Raw genomic sequence first — 12,795 nt, 5'->3', positions numbered from 1 at the left:
CGGCTGGCGTGGCGGCGGGCGGCGTGGCGGCTGGCGTGGCGGCGGCGACCGCCGGCAAAGACGCGGCGCGGCGCGCGTCCGGCGCGAGGTCGCGCAGCGCGACGAGCCACTCGCCGGACCAGTGCGCGGTCTCGCCGGCCACCAGCACGAGCGAGCGCATCGTGACCGTCGTTGGGTCGAGCGTCGCCAGGGTCGTGTGCTCGAGCGTCTCGCCCTCGCGGGCGACGTCGGTCGCGACCACCACCGGCGTGTCCGCGGCGCGGTGCTCGCGGAGGATCGCCAGGGCGCGGTCGAACGGCTCCGTGCGGGTCTTGGAGCGCGGGTTGTAGAGCGCGAGCGCGATGCCGGACATGGCCAGGCCCGTCAGGCGGCGTTCGACCGTCTCGAGCGGCAGGTGCAGGTCGGACAGCGAGAGCGTCGCCCAGTCGTCGGCGAGCGGCGCGCCCAGTCGGGCGGCGGTCGCCAAAGCCGCGGTCACGCCCGGCACCACGGTCACCTCGATGCCCTCGGCCATCGCGAGGGTGCGCGCGGCCATGCCGTGCACGCCGGCGTCGCCGCTCGACACCAGCGCGACCCGCGCGGATCGCGCCCGCTCGACCGCCTCCCGCGCGCGCTCGAGCTCTTCGCCCATGCGCCCGCGCACGACCTCCTGCGCATCCAGCAGATCGGCGCACTGGTCGACGTACGGGCCGTAGCCGACGACGACGTCGGCCTCGCGCACGGCACGTTCCGCCGCCGCGGTGCGGTGCTCCGGGCCGCCCGGGCCGAGGCCGACGATAAAGAGGCTCACGCGACGAGGGGGTTGAAGCCGGCCGGCAGCTCGAGCCGGTGTGCGCGCATGAAGCCCTCGTCGGCTAGCACCTCGCGCGTGGGGCCGTCGGCGACGACCTGGCCCGTGTCCAGCACGACCGCGCGCGGGCACAGCTCGAGCGCGTACGGGAGGTCGTGCGTGACGAGCAGGATCGTGAGCTTCAGGGAGCGCAGGACGTCGAGCAGCTCGCGCCGGGCGGCGGGGTCCAGGGCGGCGGTTGGCTCGTCGAGGATCAGCAGGTCGGGCTTGCAGGCCAGGACGCCTGCGATCGCCGCGCGGCGCCGCTCACCCGCGCTCAAAGAGTGCGGCGCGCGCGTGGCCAGCTCGTGGATGCGGACGGCCTGCAGCGCCTCGTCCACCCGCTCCCGCAGCGCCTCGCCCTCCAAGCCCTGGTTGGCCGGGCCGAAAGCGACGTCCTCCTCCACGGTCGGCATGAACAGCTGGTCGTCGGTGTCTTGGAAGACGATCCCGGCGCGGCGGCGGACCTCGCGGCGGGTCTTGTCCGACAGCTCGACGCCCGCCACCGAGATCGTCCCGCTGAGGTCCTCCAGCGCGCCGCAGGCCGCGAGTCCGAGGGTCGTCTTGCCCGCGCCGTTCGGTCCGAGGATCGCGACGCGTTCGCCCGCGCGCACGTCGAGGTTGATACCGGCCAGCGCGTCCGTCCCGTCCGGGTACGCGTAGCGCAGGTCGGTCATGCCCAGCACCGTCGGACCGGGCTCGACCGGCGCCGCGGGCCGCAGCGCGGGCAGCTTCAAAGGCGCGCGCGTGGCACGGCGTGACCGGCGCGAACCACGCGCGGGACCGTCGCCGTGCGGCGTGAGTGAGATCGGCGTGCCGACCTTGTCCTCGTAGCCGGGCAGCCGCACGCGGTACGTGCACAGGTCGCAGTTCATGCGCACGTCGCCGTGCAGCGCCTCGCGGTAGCGCTCGAGCACGAGCCGGGCGAGCCGCCGATCGGGGCCGATGTGCGCGCCCGCCACGACCGTCAGGTCCGGGTGCTGCGCGGCGTACTCCTCGGCCTGCGCGTAGATGCGCGGCACGAGGATGCCGGTGAACAGGAAGAACGGGACGACGACGATGCGTGTGGCGCCGAGCCGGCGGCAGCGCTCCAGGGCCTCGGCGACGTTCGGCTTGGCGACGCCGGCGAACGCGGGCTCGACCAGGCCCAGCCCGCGGTTGTCCGACAGCAGGCGCGCGACCTTGTAGAGGTCCGAAGTCGCGTCAGGATCGCTCGAACCGCGACCCACCAACACCACTGCGGTCTCTTCGTCCGTGTCGCCCAGCGCCGCTCGCGCGCGGTCCTCGGCGATGTCGAGGATCACGGGCTCGATGCCGAGGTCGCGGCCCATGTGGAAGTGCACGCCGGGATGCCGCGAGCGCGCGCGGGTGAGCGCGGCCGGTCCGTCGTTCTTCAGATGCCCGGCGGCGAGCAGCACGAGCGGCACGGAGACCACCTCGCGACTCCCACGCGCGACGAGCTCGTCGATGCCCGTGTCCACGAGCGGCTCCGCCAGCTCGATGAAGCCGAACCCGACCGGCAGCTCGCCCGCCGCCTCGCGCACGTGCCCGGCGAGCGTCCAGAACTCCTCGAGCCCGTCAGCGTCGCGCGTGCCGTGGCCGACCACCAGCAGCGACGCGGTGGCGATCGCGACGCTCACAGCCAACCTCGGGACAGCACGAGGACGATGATGGCGCACACCGGGACGGCCGCCGCGCCGACCCACGCGACCGGCGACGCCGCCGGGGCGAGCTGGAGCGTGGGCATCCGCCCGTCATAGCCGCGCGCGAGCATCGCCGTGTGCACGCGCTCGCCGCGCTCGAAGGTGCGGACGGCCAGGGCGCCGAACCCGCGCGTCGCCGCGCGGGACTGCCACAGCCAGCGCGCCGTGTCCCCGCGCTGCTCACGCGCGATCTTCATTCGCGCCAGCTCGTCGACGATCACCTGCAGGTAGCGGATCGCGAAGCCGGCGATCCCGACGATCTGCTTCGGCAGCCCGAGCCGCTCGGCGCCGCGCAGGATCTCCGCGGGCGGCGTCGTCCAGGCGAGGACACCCGTCGCGAGCACGGCCAGCGTCGCCTTCGCCACGATCCCGAACGCGAGCCACCAGCCGTCCTCGGCCACGAACGGCAGCAGCAGCACGAACAGCACGAACGGGATCTCGATGATCAGGCGCGACAGCAGCAGGCGCGGCGAGGTCTGGGCGAGCACGGCCACCACGAGCAGGATCGCTGCGTCGACCACGTACGGCCACACGAGGTGACCGCGCGGGACGAGCGCGACCGCGACCACGAACAGGATCGTCGCCGCCACCTTGCACTCCGCGGGGGCGCGGTGCAGCGGCGTCTCGACGGTCGCGTCGACCTCCTGCTGATGGGCCTGGCTCACAGGCGGCCTCCACGACCTTCGCGCCGCGGCGGCGCGATCACGGTCGAGAAGTAGGGCGCGCGGCCATCGGGCGCCGTGAGCGTCTGGTTCGCGCGGCCGAGCTCCTCGCCGTACACGGGCTCGCGGTCGGCGTCGCGCACGGCCTCCAGCACCTGCGGCAGGTGGCGGCCGCCCTTGTAGACGATCACCGTGTCGAAGCTCTGCAGGGCCTCGCGCAGCTTTTCGTCGCCCGCCGTGTAGGGGACGAGCGCGAGCCTTTCCTCGCCCTCGGCCAGCACGGTGCCCGAGCGCGCCGCGAGGTCCTGCATGGCGGTGATGCCGGGGACGGTCTCGATCGTCACGTCGGGCAGCAGCGCGCGGACGGTGTGGGCGATGTAGGTGAAGGTGGAATAGACGTTCGGGTCGCCGATCGTGGCGAAGGCGGCGGTGCCGGTGCGCGCCACCTCTGCGATGGCGGCGCCGCCCCGGTCCCAGTGCTCGTCGCGGCTCGCGGCGTCGCCCATGCCGAAGTCCAGCGGCGTGCACTCCACGTGCGCGGACACGATCTCCGCGGCGCGACCGAGGGAGGGGACGAAGACCTGGTCGGCCTCCTTGAGTGTCCGCAGCGCCTTCAAGGTGAGGTGCTCGGGGTCGCCGGGACCCACGCCGATGCCGATCAGGCGCATGCGGCCACCAGCCGATCCGCGACCTCGGGCGTCGCGGCCCAGTGCGTGTGCAGGTAGGACGCGTGGACGTTCCCGCTCACGTGGCCCTCGCGCCCGCGGTGGTGCTCCCAGGCGTTGTCGGCCGCGGACACGGTCGAGTAGTGGAACTCGTGGCCGCGCGTGATCGTGCCCTTCGGCCACACGGGGTGGTCGCTGAGTGACGTCGCCTCGCGGTAGCCCAGCGTCAGTCGTGAACCCATCTGGGCAGTGACGGGCAAGACGCCGCACATCGGGCGCTCGTCCAACGTCTCGGCGAGGTACAGCAGGCCGCCGCACTCGGCGAGGATGGGGCCGTCGAAGGCCGCGATCTCTCGCTTGAGCGCCTCGTTCTCCGACAGCTCGGCCCCGAACACCTCGGGGAAGCCGCCGGCGAGGATGAGCGCGCCGGCGTCTTCGGGGAGGGCCTCGTCGGCCATCGGGTCGAACTCGGCCAGCTCGGCGCCGGCGCCTTCGAGCAGCTCGAGGTTCTCCTGGTAGTGGAAGGAGAACGCGGGGCCGCGCGCGATCGCGACGCGCACCTTCGCGGGCTGCGTGTTCGGCGCCCAGGCCTCTCCCGGCAGGTCGGGCGCGGACTGCGCGAGCTTGACGATCGCCTCGAGGTCGCAGTGCTCCTTGACCGCCGCGCCGAGGTGCTCCATCACGGCCTTCGCGCGGGGCTCGCGCTCGACGACCGGCACGAGCCCGAGGTGGCGCTCGGGCACCTCGAGGTTCGCGTCGCGGTGCAGCGCGCCGAGGACGGGGATGTCCGGCAGCGCCTCGCGCAGGATGTCCGCGTGGAAGGTTGAGCCGACGCGGTTGAGGATCACGCCCGCGACGTTCACGCCGGGGTCGAACGTCCGGTAGCCGTGGACGATCGCGGCCACGCTGCGCGCCATCGCCTCGCAGTTGACGACGAGGACGACCGGCGCCTGCAGCAGCTTCGCGACGTGCGCGGTGGAGGCCAGCTCGCCGCGCCCGGACGCGCCGTCATAGAGGCCCATCACGCCTTCGATGACCGCGATGTCGGCACCCTTGGAGCCGTGGCGGACGAGCGGCGCGATCAGCTCGGGCGTGCTCAGGAACGCGTCGAGGTTCCGGCCGGGCCGGCCGGTCGCGAGCGCGTGGTAGCTGGGGTCGATGAAGTCGGGGCCGACCTTGAACGCGGCGACGTTCGAGAGCGCGGCCATGATCCCGGTCGCGATCGTCGTCTTGCCGGCGCCACTGCTGGTGCCCGCGATGACGATCCGTGGGATCACCACTCGATTCCCTGCTGCGCTCTGATGCCCTGATCCATGGGGTGCTTGATCTTGACGACTTCCGTGACCAGGTCCGCGGCCTCGATCAGCCCCGGGGACGCATCACGGCCGGTGACGACGATGTGCTGGAAGCCCGGCCGGTTCTTGAGCGTGCTGACGATCTCCTCCTCGGAGATCCAGCCGTACTTGATCGCGTACGTCAGCTCGTCGAGGAGCAGGAACTCGTAGCGCTCGCTCTGAATGCGCCGCTTGACCTCTTCCCAGCCCTCGCGCGCCTTGTCCGCGGACTCCTCGAGGTCGCGGCTGATCCACGTCCAACCGTCGCCCATCTTCTCCCAGTCGATGCCGCCCAGCGCCTGCGCGGCCTTCGCCTCGCCGACCTTCCACTTGCCGGACTTCACGAACTGGAACACGCCGCAGCGGTGGCCGCGCGCCCACGCGCGCAGCAGCATCCCGAACGCCGAGGTGGACTTGCCCTTGCCGTGACCGGTGATGACGATCAGCAGCGGCTTGTCGCGCGGCTTGCGGCGCTTGGGCTCGGCCGAGCCGGCGTCGTCGGGCGTGTGGGGGACGTCGATCTCGCTCATGCGGCTTGCTCCAAGGGAAGGATTTGCGCGCCGGCCGCCTGCGCGAGCTGCGCGGCGAGGCCGAGGCGGACGGGACCCTGCTCGCCGTCGAGCACGACGACGCCCGCCGCGACGTGGGCCAGGCTCTGGATGGCGTGCAGCGCCGCCTCGCGGTCGTGCGCGCGGCCGTCCGTGACGATGACGGCGAGCGCGCGGCGGCTCGGGTCGCGGCGTTGCTCGGTGCGGATGATCAGCTCGGCCTCCTCGAGCCCGCGTGCGAGCGGCGTGCGGCCCCCGGTCGGGAGGGTTCTCAGGGCTTCCGCGGCCCGCTCGACGCTGCTCGTGGGTGACAGGTGCACGACGGCGTCGTCGCCGCTGAAACTGACGAGCGCGACCTTGTCCCGGCGCTGGTACGCGTCGGTGAGCAGCCCGAGGATCGCCGCCTTGACCTGGGACATGCGCTTGCGCGCGCCCATCGACCCGGACGCGTCGACGCAGAACACGATCAGGTTGCCCTCGCGGCCGCTGCGGACGTGCTCGCGCAGGTCGTGCGGCCCGATCTTGCCGCCGTGGATGGCGGCGGCCCGCAGCGTCGCGGCGAGCGCGAGGTCGGTCACGGTGCCCTCCGCGGGGCGGCTGTCCACGGGCTCGCCGGTGGTCGTGCGGCTGCGCCGACCCGCGGCGCCCTTGCCCTTGCCGGCGAGGGTGAGCAGCGGGGCCTTGCCCGGCGTGTCCGGGGCATCCATGCGCTCGCGCGACGGGGCGCCTTCCCGCCACGGACGATCCTCCTGAGGAGGTGCACCGTTGCCAGAAGGAGGCGGCACGTCCTCACCACCACCATCACTCGACGGAGGGGTGGGGTCGGGCTCGTCGTCCGGGGCGGACTCGTTCATGGCCTGATCCAGCTCGGAGTCGTCAAGGCCCGGCTGCTGGAGCGGGCCGCGGCGGCGGCGGTGCGCGAGCGCGAGCTTCGCGGCGCGCTTGACGTGGTCGCTCGTGACTTCGTCGTCGCCGTCCAGCGCCGCGAGGGCGGTAGCCGTGCGGGCGGTGACGATGTCGGCGCGGTGGCCGTCCACGCCGAGGCGGGCGCAGGTCCCGGCGATCAGGAGCAGGATGCGGTCCGGCAGCCGGACGGCGCTCAGTCGCTCCCGCGCGGCCGCGATCCGCGTCTCCAGCGCGCGCTCCTCATCCGCGAAGCGCGCCGTGAAAGCCGCCGGATCACGGTCGAAGGCCAGGCGGCGACGCACGATCTCGACGCGCACCTCAGGATCGCCGCTGCCCACGACCTCGACCGAGAGGCCGAAGCGGTCCAGCAGCTGCGGGCGCAGGTCGCCCTCCTCGGGGTTCATCGTGCCGACGAGCAGGAAACGGGCGTCGTACGAGGTCGAGATGGCGTCGCGCTCGACGTGCACGCGGCCCAGCGCGGCCGCGTCGAGCAGGACGTCCACGAGGTGGTCGGGCAGCAGGTTGACCTCGTCCACGTACAGCAGGCCCTCGTGCGCGTTGGCGAGCAGACCCGGCTGGAACGTCGCCTTGCCCTCGCCGAGCGCGCGGTCGAGGTCCAGCGTGCCAAGCACGCGGTCGGCGGTCGCGCCGATCGGCAGCTCCACGAGCGCTCCGTCCAGCAACGGCGCGAGGCCGCGCACGGCGGTCGTCTTGGCCGTGCCGCGCTCGCCGCGCACGAGCACGCCGGAGATCGCGGGGTCGACCGCGCACACCAGCAAGGCCTCGCGCAGGTCCTCTTGGCCGACCAGCGCGCTGAACGGGAAGACCGTGCTCACGCCGGGCCCTCCTGGGCGGGCGAGTGCGAGCCCTCCGGGCGAGCACTCGAAGCGACGCGAGCCGTAAGGCGAGCGTCGCCGGCTTCCTCCAGGTCGCCCTCGACGTCGAGGTAGGCCTCGCGGAGCGTGTCGAGCGCTTCGGCCGACGGCGCCGCCCACAGGCCGCGGTCGGCGGCCTCGAGCAGGCGCTCGGCGATCGCGCGCAGCGCCCACGGGTTCGAGCGCGTCAGGAAGTCCCGGACCTCTTCCGCGCCCACGTACTTCTCCGTCACCTGCTCGTACATCCAGTCCTCGACGACGCCGGTGGTGGCGTCGTACCCGAACAGGTAATCCACGGTGGCGGACAGCTCGAACGCGCCCTTGTAGCCGTGGCGCATCATCGAGCCGATCCAGCGGGGGTTCGCCACACGCGAGCGGAACACGCGGCGCGCCTCCTCCGCGAGCGAGCGGGACGCGGGCTTGCTCGGATCGGACGAGTCGCCGATCACCGCGCGCGGGTCGGCGCCGGCCAGGTGGCGCACGTAGGCGATCATGCCGCCGTGCTCGGCGAAGTAGTCCGAGCTGTCGAGGATGTCGTGCTCGCGGGTGTCGATGTTCTTGACCGCGACGTCGATCCGCGCGAACTGGCGGCGCATCGCGCTGCGTGCCTCCTTGCCGCCGCGCCCACGGCCGTACGCGTGTCCGCCCCAGGCCTCGTAGACCTCGGCGAGGTCGGCGTCGTCGCGCCAGTTCTTGACGTCGACCAGCTGCAGGATGCCCGTGCCGTACGTGCCCGGACGGCCGCCGAAGATGCGCGCGGTCGCGGCCTTCCAGTCGCCCGCGAGCTCCTCGACGTCGGCGAGCACGTGCTTGCGGACGAAGTTCATGTCCTCCGGCTCGTCCAGCCCCGCGACGAGCGTCACGGCGTCGTCGAGCACGTCCACGAGGTGGGGGAAGGCGTCGCGGAAGAAGCCGGAGATGCGCACGGTCACGTCGATGCGCGGCCGGCCGAGCTCCTCCAGCGGGATCACGTCGAGGCCCTTGATGCGGCGCGTCTCGGGGTGCCAGATCGGCCGCACGCCGAGCAGCGCGAGGATCTCGCCCGCGTCGTCGCCGGCGGTGCGCATCGCGGCCGTGCCCCAGACGACGATCCCGACCGTCTCGGGCAGCTCGTCGTGAGAGGCGAGCAGCGCGTCGGCCAGCTTCGTGCCCGTCTCATAGGCGAGGTCGGACGGCAGCGCGCGCGGGTCGACGCTGTACATGTTGCGGCCCGTGGGCAGGACGTCCAACCGCCCGCGCGTGGGGGAGCCGGACGGGCCTGCGAGCACGTGGTGGCCGTGCAGGCCGCCGACCAGGGCGGGGATCTCGTCGGCGGTCGCGAGCAGCTTCGGCAGCACTTCCTCCTCCGCCAGCTGCAGCACCTTGTCGATCGCCGGATCGCCCGTCTTGGTGCCGTCGGCCAGGAAGGCGCCGAGGATCTCGAGCTGGCGGTCGTAGTCCGGCTCGGCCTCGGGGAAGCCCTGCAGGCGCAGGATCGCGTTGAGCAGCCCGCGCAGCTGCTCGCCCTGCGGCACCTGGCCGAGGATGTGCAGGCCGTCGCGCACCTGCAGGTCCTTGATCTCGCACAGGTAGCCGTCGACGTGCTCGATCAGGTCGCCGAAGTCCTCGAGCTCGGGCTGCTCGGTCTCGTGGATCTCCAGGTCACGGTGCAGCTCGGCCTCGTGCAGCAGCGTCCAGATGCGGTTCGCGAGCGTGGGGAGCTTGGCGGGGTCCAGCGCCTCGGCGCGCGCGTAGTCGTCGAGCAGCTGCTCGAGCTTGGCCAGCTCGTCGTAGGTCTCGGCGCGCATCATCGGCGGCACGAGGTGGTCGATCACGACGGCGTGGGCGCGGCGCTTGGCCTGCATGCCCTCGCCGGGGTCGTTGACCACGAACGGGTAGAAGAGCGGGATGTCCGCGAGGCAGGCGTCGGGCGCGCAGGCGTTGCTCAGACCCAGCGCCTTGCCCGGCAGCCACTCGAGCGTGCCGTGCTTGCCGAGGTGGACGATCGCGTCGACGCGCTGGGAGAGCCAGCGGTAGGTCGCCAGGTAGTGGTGGGCGGGCGCGAGGCCGGGGTCGTGGTAGATCGCGACCGGGTTCTCGCCGTAGCCGCGCGGCGGCTGGATCGCGAGCAGCACGTTGCCGAGCTCCAGGACCGCGATCACGAAGTCCTCGCCGTCGGTGTAGTGCTCGCCGGGCGGCGGACCCCAGGTGTCCAGGATCGGCTGCGTGAGCTCGCTCGGGAGCGTGTTGAACCACTCGGTGTAGTCGGCGAAGGAGAGCCGTGTCGTCGCCTGCGCGAGCTGGTGGTCGGAGAGGAAGTCCTGGTCGTGGCCGCCGGTCGCGATCAGGGCGTGGATGAGGGCGTCGCCGTCCTCGTAGTCGTGCTCGACGCGGTGACCCGCTTCCTTCAGCGCGTCCAGCAGCATCATCGCGCTGGCGGGCGTGTCCAGGCCGACCGCGTTGCCGATCCGGGCGTGCTTGGTCGGGAAGGACGACAGGACGATCGCGGTGCGCTGCTCGCTGCGGTCGAGCGTCCGTAGGCGCGCGTGGTTGACGGCGAGGCGCGCGAGACGGCCGCAGCGCTCGAGGTCGGGCGCGTAGTGCAGGGCCTCGAACGGCGTGTCGGGGATCGGCTCCTTGAAGGAGATCGGGACGCCGATGATGCGGCCGTCGAACTCGGGGATCGCGACCTGCATCGCGGCGTCCAGCGGGGTCAGGCCGCCGTCGGACTCCTCCCAGCGCTGCCGGGACGTCGTCGCGCACAGCGCCTGGATGACCGGCACGTCGAGCGCCTCGAGCGCCTCCGCGTGCCACTCGTCGCCGGCGTGGGAGCCGCCGCTCGCCAGCACCGTCGTGATCAGCGCGTCGATCTGGCCGTCGAGGAGCTTGAGGGCGGGGGAGTCGCCGCGCAGGGAGTAGGCCCAGACGGGGACGGGCTGGCCGCCGGCCTCCTCGATGGCGTTGCTCAGCGCGTCGATGAAGGCCGTGTTGCCGGTGGCGAAGTGGGAGCGGTAGAAGACGACGCCGACGCGCGGCCGGCCGTCGGGCTCGGGCTTGGCCGGGTAGAAGCCGACGTCCTCGAGCGGCTGCGGGTCCTCGAAGCCGTAGCCCGTCAGCGCGAAGGTGTCACTCAGGAAGCTGAGGAGCTCGCGCGTGTTCTCGACGCCGCCGTGGCGCAGGTACTCGAAGGCCTGGCCGACGGCGCCGCCGGGCGCCGTGCTCAGCTCCGCGAGCTCGGCGTCGGGGTCGGCCTCGCCGCCGAGGAGGATCAGGGCGAAGCCGTGGCGGTCGGCGAGGCTGCGGAGCTCGTTCACGCCCTCCGGCCAGGCGCGGCGACCGCCGAGGAGGCGCACCACCACGACCGCGGCACCGTCGACGAAAGTCGGGATGTCCTCCAGCGTGCTCGGGTTCGCACAGCGGACCTCGGGGAAGTCGTCGCCGAGCCGGCGCAGCGCGTGCGCGGCGGCGAGGATCTCGGTGTCGGCCGTGGTCAAAAGACGGAGCACGCGGTGCCTCCTGGCGGGATGGTCGGGAGCCCTTCCGGGGCGCCGGTTTCGATCAGGTTGATGAGTGCGGGGGCGTCGACGTGGGCGCCGAACCAGTCCGCGAGTCGGTCGAGGTGGGCCTCGCGCACGTCCGCGAACGCGCGCGTGCCCGGGGTCCAGTCGCGGTGCGTGCGCTCCGCGACCCATCGGAGGATGGCGCGCCGGACCGCGTCGCCCTCGAGCAGGCCGTGCCAGGCGGTGCCGAGCACGTCGCCCTGCTGGATGAGCGGCTCGTCGCGGTCGACGCGGCCGTGGCGGATCTCGTAGCCGGCGGCGGGCGCGCCGAAGACGGTCCCGGTCACCTGCCGCAGGAGCTTCTCGGGGTGGAAGGTCGTGTTGACGTCGAGCAGGCCCAGGCCGGTCGCGCTGTCTTCGGACTCGACGCCGTCCTCGATCGCGTGACCCAGCATCTGGTAGCCGCCGCAGATGCCGAGGATCGGGCCCTTCCGGCGTTTGAGCGCTTGGTCCAGGCCGTCTTCGCGCAGGCGCTTGAGGTCCTCGACGGTGGCCTTCGTGCCGGGCAGGACGACGAGGTCCGCGCGCTCGACGTCCGCGGGCGAGCGCGTGTACCGCACCGAGACGCCCGGCTCGGCGGCGAGCGCGTCGACGTCGGTGAAGTTGCTCAGCCAGCGGAGCCGGATGACGGCGACGTCGAGCGTGCCGCCGTCGCGCGGCGTCTCTCGGAGCGCCAGCGAGTCCTCGGCGTCGATGAACGGGCCGTCGAGCCACGGCAGGACGCCGAACGTGTCCCGTCCGGTCAGGCCCTTGAGCATCTCCAGACCGGGGTCGAGGATGCTCGGGTCGCCGCGGAACTTGTTGATCAGGAAGCCGGCGATCAGCGCCTGGTCCTCGGGTTCCAGCAGCGCGAGCGTGCCGTAGAGGGACGGGAAGACGCCGCCGCGGTCGATGTCCCCGATGACCAGGACGGGGAGGTTCGCCGCGCGGGCGAGGCCCATGTTCGCGAGGTCCCCCTGGCGCAGGTTGATCTCGGCGGGGCTGCCCGCGCCCTCGCACACGACGACGTCGAAGCGGGAGCGCAGGTCGGTGAGGGCGTCCACGACGGGTTGTTTGAGCTCGTGCTTGAGCTCCTGGTACGAGCGCGCGGTCGCGTTGGCGTACGGCTTGCCCATGACCAGGACCTGCGACTTGCGGTTCCCGGACGGCTTGATCAGCACCGGGTTCATCGCCGCCTCGGGCTCGATCCCGCACGCCGCAGCCTGCATCGCCTGCGCCCGGCCGATCTCCGCGCCGCCCGGCGTGACCGTCGAGTTCAGCGACATGTTCTGCGCCTTGAACGGCGCCACGGACACGCCTTGGCGCTTGAGCCAGCGGCACATCGCGCCGACCACGACGCTCTTGCCGGCATCCGATGCCGTCCCGGTGACGAGGATCGCGCCCTTCATCGCCGGCTCCAGAGGATCGCGAGCGCGGCCGTGGCGAGCGCGACGTTGCGCGCGAGCCGGATGGCGCGCGTGACGTCGGCCGGCCCGGGCTCGCGCCCCGTTCCCAGCTCTGGCCGGTGCTCCACACGCCCCTCGTACGCCAGCGTCCCGCCGAGCTTGAGCCCGAGCGCGCCGGCGAACGTGGCCTCGATCACGCCCGCGTTGGGAGAGGGATGCGCGGACGCGTCCTCGCGCCAGGCGCGCAGGGCGGCGCGAGCCGGCGAGGTGCCGCGCGACGGCGTGGTGCGGGCCGGCGCATCGCGGCGCGGCGCGTCCGCGGCAAGTGCGACGGCGTCGTCGCGCGTCG

10 protein-coding genes and 1 pseudogene are annotated in these 12,795 nt (G+C 72.9%); all 11 read right to left on the bottom strand.

The window, feature by feature from the left end; genetic code table 11:
• Positions 1-790 (bottom strand): precorrin-3B C(17)-methyltransferase (locus OJ997_RS35000; RefSeq protein WP_270030084.1); only part of this gene is annotated, 790 nt, incomplete at its 3' end.
• Positions 787-1,506, bottom strand: coding sequence for an energy-coupling factor ABC transporter ATP-binding protein (locus tag OJ997_RS38210; RefSeq protein WP_372517970.1), 720 nt, complete (start codon positions 1,504-1,506; stop codon positions 787-789). The genes OJ997_RS38210 and OJ997_RS35000, both read right to left, overlap by 4 nt.
• A 228-nt stretch (positions 1,507-1,734) precedes the next feature.
• Positions 1,735-2,436 (bottom strand): annotated as a pseudogene (locus tag OJ997_RS38205) (sirohydrochlorin chelatase); the annotation flags it as partial.
• A 29-nt stretch (positions 2,437-2,465) separates the two neighbouring features.
• Positions 2,466-3,197, bottom strand: a complete 732-nt coding sequence (locus OJ997_RS34990) for an energy-coupling factor transporter transmembrane component T family protein (RefSeq protein WP_270030082.1) — start codon at positions 3,195-3,197, stop codon at positions 2,466-2,468.
• Positions 3,194-3,862, bottom strand: a complete 669-nt coding sequence (cobI, locus tag OJ997_RS34985; protein ID WP_270030081.1) for a precorrin-2 C(20)-methyltransferase — start codon at positions 3,860-3,862, stop codon at positions 3,194-3,196. The genes OJ997_RS34990 and cobI overlap by 4 nt, the downstream gene beginning before the upstream one ends.
• Positions 3,853-5,136: a cobyrinic acid a,c-diamide synthase CobB gene (locus tag OJ997_RS34980; protein WP_270030080.1), complete on the bottom strand. Its 1,284-nt coding sequence runs from the start codon at positions 5,134-5,136 to the stop codon at positions 3,853-3,855. The genes cobI and OJ997_RS34980 overlap by 10 nt, the downstream gene beginning before the upstream one ends.
• The gene (cobO, locus tag OJ997_RS34975) at positions 5,133-5,723 is read right to left on the bottom strand and encodes a cob(I)yrinic acid a,c-diamide adenosyltransferase (protein WP_270030079.1); all 591 of its coding nucleotides are present in this window, start codon (positions 5,721-5,723) and stop codon (positions 5,133-5,135) included. Before cobO ends, OJ997_RS34980 begins: the two co-directional genes overlap by 4 nt.
• A complete protein-coding gene (locus tag OJ997_RS34970; protein ID WP_270030078.1) occupies positions 5,720-7,483 on the bottom strand; it encodes a VWA domain-containing protein in 1,764 nt (587 codons plus the stop codon). The genes cobO and OJ997_RS34970 overlap by 4 nt, the downstream gene beginning before the upstream one ends.
• Positions 7,480-11,007, bottom strand: coding sequence for a cobaltochelatase subunit CobN (locus tag OJ997_RS34965; protein WP_270030077.1), 3,528 nt, complete (start codon positions 11,005-11,007; stop codon positions 7,480-7,482). The genes OJ997_RS34970 and OJ997_RS34965 overlap by 4 nt, the downstream gene beginning before the upstream one ends.
• Positions 10,992-12,449, bottom strand: coding sequence for a cobyric acid synthase (locus tag OJ997_RS34960; RefSeq protein ID WP_270030076.1), 1,458 nt, complete (start codon positions 12,447-12,449; stop codon positions 10,992-10,994). Before OJ997_RS34960 ends, OJ997_RS34965 begins: the two co-directional genes overlap by 16 nt.
• A partial coding sequence (locus OJ997_RS34955) for a cobalamin biosynthesis protein (RefSeq protein WP_270030075.1) occupies positions 12,446-12,795 on the bottom strand: 350 nt, incomplete at its 5' end. The genes OJ997_RS34960 and OJ997_RS34955, both read right to left, overlap by 4 nt.

Origin of the sequence: Solirubrobacter phytolaccae, assembly GCF_027587195.1 — a bacterium.
Taxonomy (GTDB): domain Bacteria; phylum Actinomycetota; class Thermoleophilia; order Solirubrobacterales; family Solirubrobacteraceae; genus Solirubrobacter; species Solirubrobacter phytolaccae.
Note: the sequence above shows the minus strand (reverse complement) of the source record. Positions and strands in the feature narration are given on the sequence as shown.

Bases quoted from the DNA above. Each gene is read 5' to 3' on its own strand.
- OJ997_RS38210 (WP_372517970.1), bottom strand. From the start codon at position 1,506: ATGACCGACCTGCGCTACGCGTACCCGGACGGGACGGACGCGCTGGCC.
- cobO (WP_270030079.1), bottom strand. From the start codon at position 5,723: ATGAGCGAGATCGACGTCCCCCACACGCCCGACGACGCCGGCTCGGCC.
- OJ997_RS34960 (WP_270030076.1), bottom strand. From the start codon at position 12,449: ATGAAGGGCGCGATCCTCGTCACCGGGACGGCATCGGATGCCGGCAAG.
- cobI (WP_270030081.1), bottom strand. From the start codon at position 3,862: ATGCGCCTGATCGGCATCGGCGTGGGTCCCGGCGACCCCGAGCACCTC.